Below are 18,683 nucleotides of genomic sequence, written 5' to 3'. Positions count from 1 at the left end.
TTCTCGGATTCACGTATGATAGGGTATGAATCCAGAAAGGGGGTGATTTTCCGTGAAGGTTCTATTTATATTTTATATACCAAGTGGAGGGGTGGAGACGTTAAATCGGCTTCGATGTCAAACATTGAAGCAACATGGAGTCGAATGCCATTTATTATATCTGCAACCCGGATTAGGACTACAGAATATGCATACGCTGAATGATATTCCAATGTACACCACCGATTCAGATAACGACATTACAATCATTCTACGAGCGAATCAATTCGACGCTATTGTGGTCATCTCAGACTTTCTCATGTTGGAACGATTGCGACGTTTAGGATATAGTGGTCCCCTTATTTATGAAATACAAGGATTTGGTACTCGTGAAAAAGCAGCTCATGTACTACAAGAAGCTGTCCCGATCTTAAGTAGTTGCTGTAATGCTGTTATCCTTCCTAATACATCCCATTTATTTGAATTGGTGATAGAGATATGTCCCTGGTTGCATCGCTTTATCCTTCCCAATATGATAAATACCGCTCAATTCAAGTATGTAGAGACGGATTACACCTCTCCTCCCGTCATTAGCTGGATTGGAAGATTGGAGCCCAATAAGAATTGGAATGAATTCCTACACATTGGTAGAAGACTTATTGATATTCATCCTGAAATGAAGTTATGGATGTTTCATGATGAGACGATCTACGTCGAAGAAGACAAACAAAATTTCTATCGTACATTAGATCAACTTCAATTGGGTCCTCATATCCATCTATTATCCAATGTTCCTCATGCTGAGATGCCAACGTATCTATCCATGACTGGAGATTCGGGTGGTATTCTACTATCGACTTCCGTCATCGAGGGATTCGGGTATGCTGTTGCTGAAGCCATGTGCTGTCATTGCCCTGTTCTAAGCACGGATTCTGATGGCGTACGTTCATTTATTAATCATAATGTTACCGGTAAATTCTACCCATTAGGTCATGTCGATGTAGCCGTAGCAGAGGCTTTAGAACTTATGCATAATCAAGAACTCAGAAATAATATCCGTCGCCAAGCCTACACTCATATTGAGTCTAAATTTACTCCTGACCAATATGGTACTTCTTTTGTGCAGATCATGAATGCATTAAATGTATTCTAAAATAGAAAAACGGTTCTGCAGATATGTCCTGCTAACCGTTTTTTTGTGCATGTTTGAACATATATGTGAATTCACTTTATTTATCCCTTGAATACTATTGGCGTGCAGGGAGATCCTACCCATGAAGCGTTCCTACAAGATGTTTTAACGCATTCTCATATCGCATCAATGTTACCTTAACTTCAGCTTCGATAGCAGCCTGATGTTTCAGGGTTCCCATGCCTGAATGCCATCGGTATACGGTCAATGGTTCATTTAGATAATGAAAGCCATGCCCACTAAGAATTGTTCTACACCATAGATCTAGATCATGTGTATACGGTAATCCTTCATCAAATAACCCCACCCTATTTAACAATTCCTTTTTCATCATCACAGTACAGCCATTCACACAATTTCCCAATAGAAAAGAACTATAAAACTGCTTCACGGTGGTGAAGGAAGCTCCTGCCCATTGTTGTGTGATATGACTTGCTTCATTCATTACATTAAAATTAGTATGAGAAATATCTGAATGATTCTCTAACATAAATTGAATTTGTCTTGTTATTTTCCCTGGGTAGAATACATCATCTGAACTTAACCAAGCTATATAGTCTCCTGAAGCAGACCTTAGACCATGATTCAATGCGCTTGCCGTTCCCCCATTCTGCTTACCAAGGTAATGAATATAGGGATAATAAGGTCTTAATAACTCCGCATGTTGCGTAGATCCATCATCTACAACGATGATCTCTATATTACCATATGACTGGGACAATGCACTTTCCACAGCGTGGAGAATGTATGGATCATTGTAAAACGGAATTACAATTGTCACTCTTGGTGTCATTGTCATGTCATTCCCTCTCCTCATCACGATAGTATTGAATAACATCTTGAAGCGATTGATGAATACTAAAGGTTGTGTTCCAACCTAATTGGTCAAGTTGGGATCGTGGAGAATGTGTAATATGCTTATGCTGTAAATCAGAGCTCGTAATTTGTTCTATGACTTCTGGAGGAATCGAAATGTCAGACATCTGGAGCATTAGTTCAGCTATACTTCCTAATGTTCGTTCAACTCCAGAACATATAGGATAGATCTCCCCCGGTGTTCCACTAGTAAGGAGTACTTCATATGCACGAACCGCATCCCGTACATCTAGAAAATCTCGTGTTTCATAAGGAGAAGATAATTGGAAGGAATACTCTACCAGACCACGTTCAACCTGTACAATATGTCTTCCTAATAAGGAGCATATCCCTGTGGATGGGCCGGGACCTACTAGATTACTAGGCTCTGCTAACAGAACATGTTGCTTAAATAAATGCATCCATGATTGTACGGATAACATTTCTAAAGTCTTGCTAAGACTGTAAGGGTGAGGTGGTTGTGGAGAACGATCTAACTCGAATGTAAGTCGAGAGCCGACGATAACAATTCGGCTCTCTGGAGAAACCCTCATAGCATCTAGCAAATATAACGTTGCAAGTACATTCGTCTCTATATACATTAATGGATGCTTCCATGATTCTGGTACAGAATTGTTACCTGCTAAATGTAATACATCATCAGGTTGCTCTTGCGAAATAAGCTGTTGCACCTGTTGTTTATCATTTAATTCGCATACTCGCTCAACTACTTGGAGTTGTGAAGGCATTGCACCTTTCCTGCGAACGACCGCAATCACCCTCACACCTTTCTGTGCAAAATACGAACATGCATGTCTTCCAGTAAATCCCGATGCGCCAGTAATAAGAAGCGTTCGCCTCTTCATGACGTCCTCATCCAACATTCCAATTCTTTAAGCATCATTTCATAAGAAGGAACTTCATAATAAAGATCCTTTCGCGTGTTTACTAATGTCTTATCCTGTGTCAGTTGCGTGTCCGGGAGAATGCGAACATCACTTTTACCCCAAATTACTTGAAATAGAAGTAATAAATCGTGCTTATTCATAGGTTTCGACTGCACAAGATGAATAAGACCTGACAATTCCTTTTCCAGAAAGGAATCCATCGCTTTTGCTAACTCTAGTGTTGTAATCCCGTTCCAGAATACTTGTTGATAGCCTAAGATATCGCCCTTTTGCTTCAGAAACCAATCTAATAGGCCAATTCTATGGGCACGTATTTCTGGACCAATAATAGATGTTCTTATCGTAAGATGGCCCTGTGAATGAATTTCTCCAAGTGCCTTAGACATAGCATACACCGTCATGCCATCAGGAGCATCTGTCTCCGTATAACTTCCTCTTGTCCCTGAGAAGACACAGTCGGTACTAATATGCATAACCCTTGCACCTATGTTGTCTGCCACATTACGAATTCGATGAGGTAGAATCCCATTAATGTAATAGGCATCAATGGGATTCTTCTCTGCTTCTTGATTCAATACTCCTACTGCGTTGATAATGACATGAGGACGAACCATCTCTATTAGTTGTTCAACTAGATGACTATCGGTCATATCAACAATAAGCCCTCCATCATCTGAATTGTTCCTCGTTGTGTAGAATACCTGATGACGTCCCTGCAGACGGAAATAGTCGACTAACATATGCCCAGCCATCCCATTTCCACCCATAATAAGGAGCTTCATGATAGAAACCCTCCAGCTACGAGGATATCCTTTATTTCCTTTTTACTCATTAAGTTATCTTCTGAGCTGAAGCTGTTAAAAGAAACTAATGGATACTTATTGTAGTGAAGCTTAAGCTTCGGAATATCGACTGTCGGAAGGATAACCAAATATTGATCATCATACACAACGGTCGTCTTACTTTCAAAATCACTCATTAGTATTTCATGAATTTTCTCACCAGGTCGAATACCAGCCTCAACGATCTCTACATCATGCTTACCAGAAGCCTCAATTAAGACGTCTGCTAAATCCACAATACGGCAAGTTGGCATCGTCATTACAAATATTTCACCACCAATACTCTCAACGCATGCCTTGAACAGCAACGTAATGGCTTCCCTCAAGGTCAAGAAAAATCGGGTCATGTTCACATCTGTAATGCGGACTTGGTTCTTAAACTCGATCTGATTCATGAATAGATGAACTACACTTCCATTCGTTCCGAGTACATTTCCCCCACGAACACATACGAACTCTGTATCCGACCGTAATAGATTTGCATATACGATTAACTTCTCTCCAATGGCCTTGGTCATCCCATAGAAATTAGAAGGATTCGCTGCTTTATCGGTCGAAATATAAATAACTTTCTTCACTTTGTTCTCAATAGCTGCTTCTATGACATTTTGAGTGCCTACTACATTTGTCTTAAGCGCTTCGTAAGGTTGATCCTCACATACAGGAACATGCTTTAGTGCTGCCAAATGAAATACATAATCCACTTCCTGACAAGCAATAGTTAGCGCATCCTTATCTCGAATGTCCCCGATACAAAAGCTAAGTCGTTTATCCTCAAATAAACGATTCATTGCTACTTGGGTTGACTCATTACGAGAGTAGACAATAACTTCTTTGGGGTTCTGCGGTAACAATTGCTTAATCAATTCATATCCCCAAGAACCGGTACCTCCAGTTACCAAAATACGTTGATTATTGAACATGTAGCTTCCCTCCAAGTAGAAATTTAACGACTCTTAAGCTTACATCTTCAACGACATACCCCTTAGGAAATTCCCAGTTTCTTGGTAGATCCACCATCATCTTTGCAGCACCTTGTATATCGTCAGCATGGAGACCGGATACGACGTTACTACCACAATCAATCGTTTCTGGTCGCTCAGTCGTCCGTCGAATCGTTACAGCAGGGACATGCATGATGCAACATTCCTCCTGTACTGTTCCGCTATCAGTAATGGCGCAGCAGGCAAACTTCTCTAACTTAATGAAGTCAAAAAATCCAAATGGTTCATAGAACTCAACAAGAGGATGCATAGCGATATGGAGATCAGTAGATATACGGGATCGTGTACGAGGATGAATACTGCAGATTAGGCGACGTCCATGAGCTTCGGCGATCCCATTTAATCCCTTCATAATCTCAAGCAAGTGGGGGGTATGGTCAACATTCTCAGCTCGATGTGTCGTTACGATGAAATATTGCTGTGGTGTGAGGTTCAATCTTTCCAGAATATCGCTTTGATTAATTTCTTGATCATAATGTTTCATAACTTCGTAGATTGGATTGCCTGTTAGGATGATCCGTTGACTAGGTACTCCCTCTTGAAGTAAATTCTGCTTACTCTGCTCCGTATAAGGCATATTAATAGAAGAAATCGCATCAATAACCTTTCGGTTCTTCTCTTCGGGTACATCTAGATCGAAGCACCGATTTCCCGCCTCCATATGGACTACTGGGATTCCCATTCGTTCAGCTAGAATAGCGCATAATGCACTGTTCGTATCTCCAAGTAAAAGCACTTTATCCGGTTTTTCCTTCACTAGGATGGCTTCCATTTGCAGAAACATCGCTGAAAGCTGTCCTCCTAGTGTCGTTCTCTGCTCCCGAAACACATAATCAGGCTCTCGAATCTGTAACTCCTTGAAGAAGATATCACTCAGACTCACTGTGAAGTTCTGCCCCGTATGCACAAGTACATGTTCCGTAGCATATCGATCTAGCAACGATATAATAAGACTCAGACGGATGATTTCAGGTCTCGTACCCAAAATCGTCATAATCTTCATATTCTTTACGCTCCTTCCACACCCGCACTCCATTGATGCGATTAGTAATCATTCATCTCATTTAATTCATTTGGTGATTATCGTCTTGATCGACTGGCTCTTGATCGAGAGTGCCTACTTTTTCTTAATTTCGCTCTTTTAACTTTTGATGTATACCGTCTTCTCACAAGTTTTTTAATTCGTATTTTTTTAAGCCGAATTTTTTTAACTCTTATTTTTCTTCTGTGATGTTTCCTACGGTGGTGTGATCTATGCTTCCTTTTCCTTGACGATTTGGACCTTTCTTCACCCTTTTTATGCCTGCGTACCCTAATAGGCTTCTCAGCTTCACTTAAACTTTCTTCTGTTGACACATTAGAGATCGGGCTCAGCATCTCTTGAGAAATATGAACGGTTGGGAGTGATGTCTGAGGAATTTGGTATATAATTTCACCTGGTAATTGTCTAACCCGTACTTGATTGACATCATCAACGGTAACTGTCTGTAATTCTCCATTCTCAAGACGTAACAAATGGCCTTCTGGAGCTTGAATAAGAGGGAACCAGCCAGAGCGCTGTTTTAACCAAGCAATAACCATGGACTTTAGACGCTCCCGATATGTTTCTAAACCAAATGCGATATGAACACGCTCTTGACCATGAGCCCCTACACTAGCGCCACCATCAGGACTCTCAAGTAACTGACATACTTTAGAGGCTAGTGATTCCTTGTCCCCCGGGGGAGCTAAATAATCTTCACAATCAGCCAATTGCAGAATTTCACTCAATCCACCTGAGGCGTAAGCAACGACTGGCTTTCCTAACACGAGTCCTTCAAGTGCAGTCATTCCGAAGCCTTCTCTAATTAGACTAGGAATAACAACAATGTCCATTGCACAATAAGCCGACTGTACGGAATCTTCGAAGGGTATAAAAGTAAACCTATCTCTTATTCCAGCTTCTTCAATCTTACGAAGGCAATTGTAAAGGAAAGATTCATCTATAGAACTACCAATAACAAGAAAACGCGACTCTGGAAATTTAGGTGCAACGTTTATGGCCATATCAATGAAATGATCTAGCCCCTTCTCTTGATTAATAAAGGAAGAAATGTACCCAACTAACCGATGTTCGGTACTTAGATTTAACGTATTTCTCTTTTCATTACGGAGTTGTGGCCAGACTTCTGGATGTAGTAGTAACTCTTCACTCCAGGATGGAGGAAGTATGCTCATTTTCGATTGTCTTAGCTCTTGTGAGAAACAACTAGATACACTGTCAGAAATAGCAATAATCCAATCGCTATATTGGTTAATTAAATCGACTGAAATGGAGGTATATGCATTATCCGTAATCACTTCTGTAACTTTCCATATGATGGGTACACCAAGTTCCTTCGCTGCCATAGCAGGGAGAATATGAACACACGTATTTGTAATAATAAGATCGGGCGATTGGCTACGAATGAGTTCTTTCAAAGATTCATATTCATTATTATGTTTCAAATGATCGATCACTTGAGGTAAATCAAGACTAGGCGTATATACTCCATGAGCTAAAGAAATCGGTAGAATGATAACCGTTATTCCCTGTTCCCTTGCCTTTTCTGATAATTTACCATCATTAGGAACTACGAGAGTACATTCAAAGAATTCAATCATTTGAATGCAAAAAAATAAGAGTACCTTCTCCGCTCCAGTAATACTGTTCTTATTCGACAAATGCGAAAATACAAGCAACGTGGGTTTTGGATTAGTCATAGTTATTGAACCACTGCATGCTACTCGCAGGGTACATACTCACCTCCCATTCACTATTATTTTGATATCATTCTTAATCAAAAATAACGGCAAGCATTTGTTTGAGCCTCTGAGTATACGTATGATCTCGTAACGTTCGCTTTAAAGCATTCAGAGCAATCTCACGTCGTTCTGCTTCATGAGTTAAGTAATATTCCACTTTATCCACTAATTCTTGTTGACTTGAATACGTCTCAATCTCCACTCCTGGGATATAGTGATTTGCTAGATCGTCTCGTATATCTGTCAACTGTAGTGCACCACAGGCTGATATTTCAAAAGTACGTGGGTTAGGAGAAACCGCAGGAATTTTTAGACTATTATTATTTACGGTATCGTCCATATGGGAACGGTGTAAATTCAATACGATCTTACTCCCGCTGTACACTTCTGCTGTTTCTTTAGGACCCATCCATTTGTTCAAATCAATCTGAGATTGATATTCTGCATAAGATGGAAGGCGATCCCACCATATGCCATTAATCATTAGATTTCTAGACATCAATTGGGGTAATATTGGATTCAAAAATTCAACGCGATTCCAATATCCCGATCCGATAAAGCTAATATTTCTTCTAACCATAGAAAGTGATGATGTTGGTCTGAAATGCTCTAGGTATGCACCAAAAGGGAGATAATGCACATGTGGACAACCCAGTTGCTGATAGTAAGCCACAGTACTTAGCTCCAAAGTAAACACATAGTCATAATATAGAACTATCTCTGAGGTCCGATCTGTATAATAGGGATCATCCGTTAGCCAGATCGCTGTCCGTATGCCCTTCTGACGAATAGAGATAACCTGGTCTACCGGTACTTCCATTCCGTCGAGCATGATTGTTATATCAGGATTCATCTGAGCAGCGATTTCCGCTATCGGTTGTCGAGGATCCGTCACGGTTACCTCGGCTACCATAGACTGTAACGTATGAATAACAGCCTCATCCAAAGGGGAATATGGAAGGCCCTTACCAGAAGAAACATATAGAATACGTAGGGGACGATAAGGCATGGGCTCTTGTGGAATACTTAATATCGATTGAGCTCTTCCACGAAGATACCCCTCATCATACCCTCCTTTAAACCCAGCTTCCTGTCCTCTGCTTCTTGCCTCATCACTCGAATTTTCCACCATAACCCTCCACTCCTTCTCGTCTCATTACGCGATGTTACCCTGCTCTCATTTGTGTTACACGAACATCAATTCAAGCAACCTTTCTAACCTCTGGTAGAACGTGTGATTTGTCATAGTGGTCATTAAACCTCTCCATGCGATCACTTGCCTTTCCTGTTCATGATCCAGATAATACGAAATCTTCTCCTGAAGCTGAGAGACGGAATCAAACGTCTCAATATCAAATCCAGGTTGATAATACAGTGAAAGGTCCTCTCGAATATCAGTTATTTGCATCGTGCCACATGCACTTATCTCATAGGTACGGGGGTTGATCGACTTGCCCATGAGGTGATGCCCATTACGATTATCTGATCCTGCATCACATGGACGATGCATGTTGATGACCAATTTAGCTCCATTGTAATATGTCACTGTATCTTCAGGTGGAATCCAACCCTCACGAATGATGGAACCAAGCATCTTCCTGTTCGTTAGCCGATCCCAGCTTCCTCCCGCAATGAATACTTTTTTATTTACTAGAAATGGGGCCATATGATCAATTAATGAGACTCTATTCCAAAAACCATTACCGATAAAACAAATATCATACTGATATTCCTGCGGAGTTTGTTTCGGATGAAATAACGCGGAGCTCATTCCCAAAGGTAAATAGTACACATGATCCACCCCCAGTTCCTGATAGAAAGGGACACAACTGGCCTCATGTGTAAAAACATAATCGTAATGTAAGGCTGCAAATGCTGTATCATCAGAAAAATATGGATCATCTACAAACCATACTGCCGTTTGAATACCTATCTCACGTAATTTATCTATATGGGTGAGATGTGCACTCGGAAACACATGTAATCCATTCATTACAAGCACTACATCAGGTTTAATCAGTCTTGCAGTCTCAAGCATAGCGTCAGCTTCAACCACAATACATTCTCTAACCATGGAACGGAGTGCTTCTGTCACACCGGTATCAATCACTTCGAAACCTTGCGGTATATACATAATCCTTAGATCTCTAACAGAAGAGGGCGTCTGAGAAATTTGTGCCATAACGGCTTTGCATCCTCCAAGACGATATCCTTCCTTATATCCCAAGCGATGTGGATCAACCTGAGGTAACTCATGATCTCTACTCATTTTCTTCACCCAATCTGTCTCTAGTTTCCATGGTCTGTATAACTATATGCGAAAGGGTCATATGCATCATGGACGGCTAACCTGCATAAACGAAAATTGGCTTTTGTCCCCTATAATCTTGTCCGTATTAACATGTTAAAAAAGACCGCATAAATGCAGTCTTAAGAGCGTTACTGAAAGATTATTGAGAGTTATATCCTAACTTGTTTCCGTCTTCAAATCCCTGGGCAAATCCTGAATTAAATCCTTCATTATATGCTTCATCATAACCTTGACTATAGGCAGCGTTAACATCAATTACTGGTGTTATCATTTCAACCTGTGGCTCTTCCACCACATTAGGTGTAACTGCTATAGCGGTCCGTGTCTCGTCATGATGTTTATGTCTCCTCTTATCCCTTCTCTTACTGTGCTTGCTATGCTTGCTATGTGATGAATGTCTTTTTCTTCTCTTTGTTGATTTCGTTAGATGGTGGTGGTGTCTATGCTTTGATTTTTTATGTTTTGATTTTTTACGTTTTGATGACTTATGTTTCGATGATTTACCTATCCGTTCTCGCAATTGCTTAAGACTTACTTTACGTAAGATAAGTGGTCTTCTTGATCCAGATCTTGAGCTTCTGCTCATGCTAGTGTACCTCCTGTACTCCTCGGGCTGCGTCGTAAGTAGACAAATAATCTTCATTTAACCAGGGCGATGAAGGAGCTCCATATTTTATTCGATGTAATGAGATGCCAAGTAGCATCTCACACATAGCACTCTGATACTGTGTTAACAAGCGTATATTCTCAGACAATTGTTTAGCAGCAGACTGTGAATGTGCTGAAACATCAGCTACACTATCCAGGATTCGGGCAAGAGCCTCTTGACTATGTGCAATTGACGTAATCATTTCCAGCTTGGCAGCCTGTTCTGCTCTTAGCCCATTCATTTCTCGTAATCCCCCATATCTCCACCGCCGATCATGTCGCCGAACCCCCCTCCGGACGAGTCACCTCCACCTTCTTGTGTTAATACAGCTCTAAGATTGCTACAAAGGCTCGTTTCCATCTTGGTTAATGCTTCAATCATTTCTACAAGCTGACTGTGAACGAGTAAAGGCTCCTTCATTTGATCCTCATGACACTCGAAGTCTGCTGCATGCATATGGTTTAATGTCCAGTTACGAACCTTTTCTGATTCAACCGCCTTGGCTTCAAGGATCATCGAAATATTCCACTGCATCTTAACGGTGGCATCTAACATTTGTAAAAAGGCGTCTTCTCTGCTCTTCACGTTTTCTCCGCCTTTCCATTTAGCCTACTCTTCCTCATGACTACTCATTTCCTTTATGACTAGTGATAAACTCTCAGCTATCGCTTCTTCTAGATCAGCTATGCTATGTAAATAAGAGATGATACTCTTATTTACAAGACTTGAATTCTCCATAATACCAGTAAGACCACCCAAATCAGGTTCTCTATCAGGCAAGTCATACACGATTTGCGACATTCTAACCGTTACATGCCGCTGTGATTCCATAACACGGGCCATTTGCTGCTGCGAATGGGACATATGAGTTAACATTTCATCAATTTTATGTTGCATCCCTAAATCTCTCCTTCACTAACCCTTTATGCCCGGACCTATCAGCGTCTGCTTGGTACAGCATATGCTAGGGGTAGAAAGACAGTTCCGGTTTTTTACCAAACTTCATCTTAATTAATCATGTCATACACTATGATGGGAAGATGTCCCTCATATTAACTCCCGCTTCTTTGAGTGAATCAAAGGTACCTGCATCGCTCCACCATTTCTGCAAAACATCAAATTCCAACTTTTTACTTTTTGCATACATATTATTAACATCCGTAATCTCAAGCTCTCCCCTTAATGAGGGAGTAATTTGATCAATTAGAGTAAATACGAAATCATCATACATATAAATTCCAGTCACACAAAACTGGGTTTTAGGATGGGTTGGTTTTTCTTCTATATAAGAAATCAACTTAGAATTATTCTGATCGAACACAGCAACACCGTATCTTTCTGCATCGGTCACCGCTTTAAGTAAAACTCTTGCACTCCCAGACGGCTGCTTCTTAAAATGCTCAACATATGGGGTTAAGTCATCCATGAACAAATTGTCGCCTAACAGAACTACGAACTGGTCACCCTCTTTGATAAAACCTTGAGACAGCTTCAAGGCTTGTGCGATCCCACCCGCATTTTCTTGAATTCGATAGGTTAGAGACACACCGAATCGTTCTCCACTTCCTAAGAAGTCTGTATAAAGTCCTGCGGACTGTTTACCCAATACAATCATAATATCTGTTATTCCTGCCTTGAGAAGACGTTCTATACCATAACAAATCATAGGATGCTTTCCGACAGGAAGTAAGTGTTTGTTAAGTAATTGTGTTAAGGGAAATAGACGGCTTCCCGTTCCACCTGCCAATATGACACCCTTCACGAACCTTCTCCTCCTTTACTAGGAAATATAAATTGATGTGGGTCTACCTGCCATTTATCTATAAAAAGTTGATGATTTCTATCAATCAGCCCTTGCCACCCATCTGGATAGTCTCTCTTAAAGCTGGCACTTCCTTCATGATGGATCAGGACATCACCACAAACTAATAATTTATATCCACGAGATTTCGCACGGAAACAATAATCGTCGTCTTCGTAATGACCTGGAGAGAATCGTTCATCTAACATACCGATCGTGTCCATAAGTTCTCGTCTGAATAAGAAACATAACCCTACAATTCGTTCAGCATACTGCCACTTTGATCGATCCGGAACATTCCATTCTCCAGCGATTTGCTGGAATTGATTCATATCGGAGTAATGGCATTCCACTTGTTGAACGCCGTTCACATTGGCAGCAACCGGGCCAACAATTCCAATCTGTTCTTCACTATATAAGGCACTGAGCATCGTATTAAGCCATCCTTGAGATACAATAACATCATTATTGAGCAAGAGGATCTGATCTCCACTCGCCGCTAACATCCCAAGATTACATGCCGTAGGGTAACCGGTATTAGTAGGAAGGGAGATGAATAAGAGTTTCTCCTTCTGACAATACTCAAGTGTTCCATCGCGTGAGCCATTATCGACTACAATAACTTCGTAAGGTACATCTGTATGTGATCGGATTGATTCTATACAAGAGATTAGTAAGGACAATCCATTAAACGTTGGAATTATAATACTTGTAACACTCATACTAGATTCCTCCGCTTCGCAAGTGAAGATCTTGACTCCGTAGGTAACTGAAGTCTCTTCCCTGTCATTTCCATGACCATATTCAGCGCCTCTAGATGATCTCCTATAATGAGTTGAGTAACATCATTATTAGCTCCTGTATTCTTAGCCCTCACACGATTATGATTCACTACATCTACTTGCTGGACAGCAGCTAGGTGGAGTCCCTTTATAATAGCTAGTGCTTGTGCCTTTGGGGGGACCATTAGGGATTTCACCCCTACCGTTTGAATCGCACGACGAGATAATGCATGAGGAATAGCCGTCAGGGAGTTTGCCTTTAGATCATCTCTAGTTAATACACGATTCAGAAAGCTTTTACATCGCGTGACATGATCTTGTCGATCAAATGAAGGAACCCATTCCGAGATATCGTTCAAGGCAACATCTACGCCATGATCTACTGCTCGCAAGAACGGCATAAGTTCATGTGCACTTATGAGAATATCCCCGTCGATATACAGGACAATATCCGCATTTGTCAATTTCGTACCTGCTGCCCGACCGACATCATGACCTAGTCGATTCGGATAATGAATAATGATTGCCTTAGAGCATTGTCTTGCGATCTGAAAGCTATGGTCTGTGCAGCCATTTAATACAATTACAATTTGAGAGATCGGTAACTTTTCCAACTCTTCTAACACTTTTCCGATCGTTTTTTCTTCGTTACATACGGAGATCACTACGGCAACAGAATGAGTTATTTTTCTTGAATGATCACTTCTCCGAGTTTTCTCTCTCCGCGTCCTTTCTGATGATCGGCGTTTGGAAGTCCGTTCGAGATCTCTCGTTCTTCTACTTAACGAACTATGTGTTCTGGCACTCGTTCTACTCCCTCGCATGTTCTCACCTCACTTTTTCCCGTTTACGATGTAAATCTGAGTAGCCTCCACGAGGCCCCTTTTGAATTAGTAACCAGTTAATAGCTTCAAGGTGATCTCCCGTAATCATTGCCTCCAATGGATCAACTGTGTGTCTTTTTACACGTCGAGGATTTAATTTGCCAACGGGTATAGAGTGAACCGACTTCATCTTCAACCCCTTGGATGCCGCTATGGTCTGAGCAAGTGGGGGGACAGACAAGGATTCTGCTCCTATTTCTTCTAACGCTCTACGACTCATAGCATGCGGCACAGCCGTAAGTGATGCTCCCTTTAAATCTGCACGCCGTAACATGACATTCAGTGCGTGCTTGGACAATATCACACGATGTACCGGGATTCTATGAACGGGTCCATCATAATCGTTTAGTGCGATATCTACCCCAGACAGAACAGCTTTTATAAAAGGAACTAACTTAGACGATGAGATAACCATATCTCCGTCAATAAACAATAGTACTTTGCCCTTTGCTCTCTGCGCTCCAACATAACGACCAACATCATGTCCTAAAGGTTGATCACTATGGATAACGATAGCTCCAAGCTTAGAAGCGATCCGATCTGTACCATCCGTGGAACCATTCGTAACAACAATAATTTCAGTGCGTGGATGAACCCGAGCAGCTTCTCTTATCACTGCGGCTATTGTTCTACGTTCATTCAGAGCGGGTATGATAACAGATACCACAGGTAACTTATCATTTCTAACGACCCCAGGTTTGTCATGTGTACGGGACCGATGCCTTGTATGAGAACGGCGAACGTCCTTCATGGCTGAGCTCCTCCTCAAACACGAAATGAGTAGCGATAACATTGCTAATTCTATTCATATATTATGTTACAATTTCCCCATGGTAACGGCACATGTACAATAGCTTTGCGCTATCATTTTCGTGACAAACGCAAAAAAAGCGCAGAATCAACCTCCCGCGCTCAAGCATCAATATGAACCGACTTTTAAAGAGATGGGCCTACGGCGATCCAGGAAACAAAACCATACCCATGTCGACTCCCACTATTTCGTACAACTTCAATCACTGCAAATTCCTCTTGTTGAGACTTTAATGCCGCATAGAAGCAAGGATGACTACACATCGCTACAATGACATAATGGATACTATCGAATGCATGATCGAATCGCACATTAACCTCTACTGTACTCTCATCACCCATGAATACAAAAGCAGTCATCCCAAATTGTTGGATCGATGGTGCTCCACTACTAATGACTGGCGCAAATGTTAGATGCTCCATGGATACGGAATTTGCTGCTAATTTGGGACCATACACTGCCCCGTCCGCTAATTTCTCATGATCGATACTTGCATCAGCTATAGATTCGGCAGTTATGGCTCCGGGTGCCAGATGACTGCTATCCACCGATTGTAATGCCAAATGCTCTCCTTCGATCCCTTGTGCAGCAATTTTGGGGCCGTGTACTGCTCCGTCCGCTAATTTCACATGATGAATACTTCCTTCAGCAATAGACTTTGCCGTTATTGCTCCAGGAACCAGATGACTGCTATCCACCGATTGTAATGCTAAATGTTCTCCTTCGATCCCTTGTGCGGCAATTTTGGGGCCATGTACTGCTCCGTCCGCTAATTTCTCATGATAGATACTTGCTTCAGCTATAGAATCGGCAGTTATGGCTCCGGGTGCCAAATGACTGCTATCCACCACATTCAAGGCCAGATGTTCACCTAGAATTCCTTGTGCAGCAATTTTTGGACCATATACTGCCCCATCTGCTAATTTATCATCATGAATACTACCATCAGCAATAGCTTCCGAGCCAACAGACTCCGGTCCTAGATGACCCCTTTCAACAGACTTTGCTGCCAAATGCCACCCCGTAATAGATTGACGTCTGAGTTTGTTACCAAATATAGCTGCATCTTGGATATGCGCATGGTTGATCGAATCATCTTGGATATGTCCAGCATTCACAGAACTTGGTTGAAGATGTCGTCCACCAATAAGTTGATCATGAATATGATGGGGGAGAATGACACCCTCTTGAAGATGTTTAGAATGGATTAGTCCCGCTTGCAGATGTGAATCCGATATCGATTCTGGTTGTAGATGGTGAGAGTGAACCACGTGATCCTGAAGATGGTCGGAAGTAATGGACCCATTACTTAGATGCTCACTTTGTACAATCTCCTTCGATAAATGCTCCGTTAGGATAGCTTCTGGTTGTATTTTGTCCGAGCTTACAGCTTGATCTTTCAATACGTCACTGTCTACAACGCCCGCTTTAAAGTGTGAAGTCGAGAGGGAATCCTCTTGCAATTTACGTCCATCAATACTGCCTGTCGGCAGCCACTGTCCCAATTTCAACTCATCACTCAGATGAGTCAACGTAACAATTCCTTTTCTCAAATGATAACTATGGATCGCTTCTTGTTCGAGGTGTTTGCCCGTAATGCTCTCAATCCCAATTTGTCGTCCACCTACAGAACCTGAGGCCATTTTATCACTCGTTACCGCACCATTCTGGATACTATTTGTACCCACCGATGCTGGTCCTATATGTTCGGCAAGGATAGAGGTTGGTTGTATTTGTTCCGATCCAACAGCTTTCGGACTAATATGTCGCGTCGTAACCGCCTGTTCGGCTAAATTATCAGAGCGCACGGCTTCAAGAGTTAGATGTTCATAACTCACAGATTGGTGAGCCAACTTCTCTTGAGTCACACTCCTATCCGTTAACTTGGAAGTTGTTACGGCTAATTCACTAAGTTTCTCTGTGGATACACTTTCTGGGGACAGCTTCAATGAAGTCACAACATGATCCCCTAAATGATGAGAGAGAATAGCGTTAGGTGATATATGCTCATCTATCACAACGTTTGCCGAAAGCTTAGCAGAAGTAATCGAATGATCCTGAAGTAACGTAGAACCGATACTCTTTTCTTGCATATGTCGAGATGAGATAGCCCCGTCTACCAGATGAAAGGCTTGAACAGAATCTTCTTGTAATGCGCGACTACTAACACTATCATCATCTAAGTGTAACGCTTGTATCGCACCCTGAGTAATATTATGAGATTGAATACCTTGGTTTGCTATCTTCTCAGATGTGATCACAGCGTCTGCTAACTTATCGCTTGTCACACTTCCTCGATCTAGCTTCTCAGTCGTAACACTTCTAGGTCCCAATGCTCGTTCTGACACAACTTCATTCCCTAAATGGAACTCTTGAATCGTATCGGATTTAATCTTATCTGTTGTAATAGCAGCAGTCTGAATATGATGCTCTGTGATGACGGATTTTGCTACATGTTCCGATAAAATCACGTCTGAATTGAGATGAATGGGTGTAATCGCATGAGGGGCAATCTGAGTACCTAGAACCGAAGACTTCGCAAGATGGCGTGTATGAATCGCTTCATCAATAATTTTCGTTGAAATAATGCTCTGATCTGCAATTTTAGAGGTAGTCACAGCCTGTTCAATGAGTTGCGTTGTTCCGATGGATTGATCCAATATTTTCTTCGAACCAATACTATGATCCACAATATGATGTGAATCAACAACTCCTTCAGCAATGTGTTTACTTCCAATCGCCTCATGATGAATATGAACACTTTGTACAGAACTAGGAGCTAATTGAAGGGAATCTATGGCACCTTCCGTGATGTGTCCCGATTGAATTGCTCCCTGAGCCAGTTGTTCAGATCCTATACTGTTACGTACAATTTGATCCGTCCCAATAGCTTCTGGTACTATATGATTCGCTGTAATAACGTAATCTTGTAGATGTTTCCCTTCAATGCTGGCATCTGCAATTTTACCTCCTGTGACCGCACCGTCACGAATTTTGGATGCTGTAATGGACAGATCCGCCATTTTTGAGTTATCAATGATATCATTTGCTAAATGTACCGCTTGAATTGCACAATTCTGAAGTTTATTTGCAGTGATTGATTGATCCTGCAATAACTCATTTGAAATAAGCATATTGCTAAGATGTCTGCTTTGAATAGAAGCATCTGCGATTTTATGAGCATCAATAGTACGATCACTTAGCTTATCAGAAGTAATACTTCCATCCTTTAATTTCTGACCGCTAATGGATTTATCGCCGATTTTATCAAATCCAATGGAACCGTCAACCACATGATCTGAATTGATCGACCCCTGAGCAATCTTTGAGGAAGTAATAGCCCCATCTGTAATGTGGATACTCTTGATCACATAGTCTTCCAATAACTCACCATGGATGCTACGGATCTGCATTTTCGAGGCATCAATCGCTCTAGGAGCAATTTTGTCTGAAGTCACCGCACCTTCTGTTAAATCATCCCCATAGATAAAGGCTACTTTCCGATTAGGATGTTGTTTATCCGTAAGTAGCGCTTCCCGCTCTATAAGGATAAGCTCCTCCTCTTCTGCTAGAGATATCGCATTATCCTCTAGTTGATGGTCACTCAGAGATAGAGATAACTCCTCACTTTCAAGCTCAACAACGTCTATTACATCATTTGAAGCTTCCTTAGGACTCTTACTACCGCTATTCTGTGGAACTTCTTTACTCGGTGCCTCCGGGGTAGCCGTTGCAGAATGAATCGTCACTTCCGATTTATGCAGTTGTTGACTCGATTTGGGCTTGTCGAGAAAACTCAGCTCCTGCTTATTCGGGTTATCTACATAATAAAGTGGTTTTTTGGCTTTACTTTGCTTATTCTTCGTGGGTTTGTTCAAAGC

18 protein-coding genes are annotated in these 18,683 nt (G+C 41.4%); 1 reads left to right on the top strand and 17 read right to left on the bottom strand.

Annotated features, from left to right (window positions below):
* Window positions 1–52: 52 nt before the first annotated feature.
* On the top strand, window positions 53–1,132 hold the full coding sequence (locus tag AC1D7X_RS08270) for a glycosyltransferase family 4 protein (protein WP_495455216.1): 1,080 nt from the start codon (window positions 53–55) through the stop codon (window positions 1,130–1,132).
* Between the two features lie 115 nt (window positions 1,133–1,247).
* Here AC1D7X_RS08270 and AC1D7X_RS08265 read toward each other — a convergent pair whose 3' ends face one another.
* The 17 genes from AC1D7X_RS08265 to AC1D7X_RS08185 all read right to left on the bottom strand — a co-directional run bounded on the left by AC1D7X_RS08265 (window position 1,248) and on the right by AC1D7X_RS08185 (window position 18,680).
* Window positions 1,248–1,964: a glycosyltransferase family 2 protein gene (locus AC1D7X_RS08265; protein ID WP_495475017.1), complete on the bottom strand. Its 717-nt coding sequence runs from the start codon at window positions 1,962–1,964 to the stop codon at window positions 1,248–1,250.
* Between the two features lie 7 nt (window positions 1,965–1,971).
* A complete protein-coding gene (locus AC1D7X_RS08260) occupies window positions 1,972–2,892 on the bottom strand; it encodes an NAD-dependent epimerase/dehydratase family protein (protein ID WP_495474988.1) in 921 nt (306 codons plus the stop codon).
* Window positions 2,889–3,716, bottom strand: a complete 828-nt coding sequence (locus AC1D7X_RS08255; protein ID WP_495474987.1) for a dTDP-4-dehydrorhamnose reductase family protein — start codon at window positions 3,714–3,716, stop codon at window positions 2,889–2,891. Before AC1D7X_RS08255 ends, AC1D7X_RS08260 begins: the two co-directional genes overlap by 4 nt.
* Complete coding sequence (locus AC1D7X_RS08250) at window positions 3,713–4,699, bottom strand: polysaccharide biosynthesis protein (RefSeq protein ID WP_495474986.1); 987 nt, start codon at window positions 4,697–4,699, stop codon at window positions 3,713–3,715. Before AC1D7X_RS08250 ends, AC1D7X_RS08255 begins: the two co-directional genes overlap by 4 nt.
* Complete coding sequence (gene wecB / locus AC1D7X_RS08245; RefSeq protein ID WP_495455212.1) at window positions 4,689–5,783, bottom strand: non-hydrolyzing UDP-N-acetylglucosamine 2-epimerase; 1,095 nt, start codon at window positions 5,781–5,783, stop codon at window positions 4,689–4,691. Before wecB ends, AC1D7X_RS08250 begins: the two co-directional genes overlap by 11 nt.
* Before the next feature lie 77 nt (window positions 5,784–5,860).
* A complete protein-coding gene (locus tag AC1D7X_RS08240; protein ID WP_495455211.1) occupies window positions 5,861–7,522 on the bottom strand; it encodes a glycosyltransferase family 4 protein in 1,662 nt (553 codons plus the stop codon).
* 73 nt (window positions 7,523–7,595) lie between these two features.
* On the bottom strand, window positions 7,596–8,696 hold the full coding sequence (locus AC1D7X_RS08235; protein WP_495455210.1) for a CgeB family protein: 1,101 nt from the start codon (window positions 8,694–8,696) through the stop codon (window positions 7,596–7,598).
* 54 nt (window positions 8,697–8,750) lie between these two features.
* Entirely contained in the window at window positions 8,751–9,833 is a 1,083-nt protein-coding gene (locus AC1D7X_RS08230; protein WP_495455209.1) for a CgeB family protein, read from the bottom strand.
* A 181-nt stretch (window positions 9,834–10,014) separates the two neighbouring features.
* Window positions 10,015–10,461 carry a hypothetical protein gene (locus AC1D7X_RS08225; RefSeq protein ID WP_495455208.1) on the bottom strand — a complete coding sequence of 149 codons (447 nt, stop codon included), beginning with the start codon at window positions 10,459–10,461 and terminating at the stop codon, window positions 10,015–10,017.
* Window position 10,462: 1 nt separating this feature from the next.
* Window positions 10,463–10,765: a hypothetical protein gene (locus AC1D7X_RS08220; RefSeq protein ID WP_495455207.1), complete on the bottom strand. Its 303-nt coding sequence runs from the start codon at window positions 10,763–10,765 to the stop codon at window positions 10,463–10,465.
* Window positions 10,762–11,109 carry an alpha-helical endospore appendage domain-containing protein gene (locus tag AC1D7X_RS08215; protein ID WP_495455206.1) on the bottom strand — a complete coding sequence of 116 codons (348 nt, stop codon included), beginning with the start codon at window positions 11,107–11,109 and terminating at the stop codon, window positions 10,762–10,764. The genes AC1D7X_RS08220 and AC1D7X_RS08215 overlap by 4 nt, the downstream gene beginning before the upstream one ends.
* 24 nt (window positions 11,110–11,133) lie before the next feature.
* Window positions 11,134–11,421, bottom strand: a complete 288-nt coding sequence (locus tag AC1D7X_RS08210) for a nucleoside-diphosphate sugar epimerase (protein WP_495455205.1) — start codon at window positions 11,419–11,421, stop codon at window positions 11,134–11,136.
* Window positions 11,422–11,551: 130 nt separating this feature from the next.
* A complete protein-coding gene (locus AC1D7X_RS08205; RefSeq protein ID WP_495455204.1) occupies window positions 11,552–12,286 on the bottom strand; it encodes a sugar phosphate nucleotidyltransferase in 735 nt (244 codons plus the stop codon).
* On the bottom strand, window positions 12,283–13,047 hold the full coding sequence (locus AC1D7X_RS08200) for a glycosyltransferase family 2 protein (protein WP_495455203.1): 765 nt from the start codon (window positions 13,045–13,047) through the stop codon (window positions 12,283–12,285). Before AC1D7X_RS08200 ends, AC1D7X_RS08205 begins: the two co-directional genes overlap by 4 nt.
* Complete coding sequence (locus AC1D7X_RS08195; protein ID WP_495455202.1) at window positions 13,044–13,931, bottom strand: glycosyltransferase family 2 protein; 888 nt, start codon at window positions 13,929–13,931, stop codon at window positions 13,044–13,046. Before AC1D7X_RS08195 ends, AC1D7X_RS08200 begins: the two co-directional genes overlap by 4 nt.
* Before the next feature lie 4 nt (window positions 13,932–13,935).
* Window positions 13,936–14,742: a glycosyltransferase family 2 protein gene (locus tag AC1D7X_RS08190; RefSeq protein ID WP_495455201.1), complete on the bottom strand. Its 807-nt coding sequence runs from the start codon at window positions 14,740–14,742 to the stop codon at window positions 13,936–13,938.
* Window positions 14,743–14,927: 185 nt separating this feature from the next.
* Complete coding sequence (locus tag AC1D7X_RS08185; protein ID WP_495474985.1) at window positions 14,928–18,680, bottom strand: WIAG-tail domain; 3,753 nt, start codon at window positions 18,678–18,680, stop codon at window positions 14,928–14,930.
* Window positions 18,681–18,683: the final 3 nt, after the last annotated feature.

It is taken from the genome of Paenibacillus sp. Y568, assembly GCF_059445545.1.
Note: the sequence above shows the minus strand (reverse complement) of the source record. Positions and strands in the feature narration are given on the sequence as shown.

Coding starts and splice junctions, on each gene's coding strand:
- AC1D7X_RS08265 (WP_495475017.1), bottom strand. CDS start 1,964: ATGACACCAAGAGTGACAATTGTAATTCCGTTTTACAATGATCCATAC.
- AC1D7X_RS08260 (WP_495474988.1), bottom strand. CDS start 2,892: ATGAAGAGGCGAACGCTTCTTATTACTGGCGCATCGGGATTTACTGGA.
- AC1D7X_RS08255 (WP_495474987.1), bottom strand. CDS start 3,716: ATGAAGCTCCTTATTATGGGTGGAAATGGGATGGCTGGGCATATGTTA.
- AC1D7X_RS08250 (WP_495474986.1), bottom strand. CDS start 4,699: ATGTTCAATAATCAACGTATTTTGGTAACTGGAGGTACCGGTTCTTGG.
- wecB (WP_495455212.1), bottom strand. CDS start 5,783: ATGAAGATTATGACGATTTTGGGTACGAGACCTGAAATCATCCGTCTG.
- AC1D7X_RS08240 (WP_495455211.1), bottom strand. CDS start 7,522: ATGACTAATCCAAAACCCACGTTGCTTGTATTTTCGCATTTGTCGAAT.
- AC1D7X_RS08235 (WP_495455210.1), bottom strand. CDS start 8,696: ATGGTGGAAAATTCGAGTGATGAGGCAAGAAGCAGAGGACAGGAAGCT.
- AC1D7X_RS08230 (WP_495455209.1), bottom strand. CDS start 9,833: ATGAGTAGAGATCATGAGTTACCTCAGGTTGATCCACATCGCTTGGGA.
- AC1D7X_RS08225 (WP_495455208.1), bottom strand. CDS start 10,461: ATGAGCAGAAGCTCAAGATCTGGATCAAGAAGACCACTTATCTTACGT.
- AC1D7X_RS08220 (WP_495455207.1), bottom strand. CDS start 10,765: ATGAATGGGCTAAGAGCAGAACAGGCTGCCAAGCTGGAAATGATTACG.
- AC1D7X_RS08210 (WP_495455205.1), bottom strand. CDS start 11,421: ATGCAACATAAAATTGATGAAATGTTAACTCATATGTCCCATTCGCAG.
- AC1D7X_RS08200 (WP_495455203.1), bottom strand. CDS start 13,047: ATGAGTGTTACAAGTATTATAATTCCAACGTTTAATGGATTGTCCTTA.
- AC1D7X_RS08195 (WP_495455202.1), bottom strand. CDS start 13,931: ATGCGAGGGAGTAGAACGAGTGCCAGAACACATAGTTCGTTAAGTAGA.
- AC1D7X_RS08190 (WP_495455201.1), bottom strand. CDS start 14,742: ATGAAGGACGTTCGCCGTTCTCATACAAGGCATCGGTCCCGTACACAT.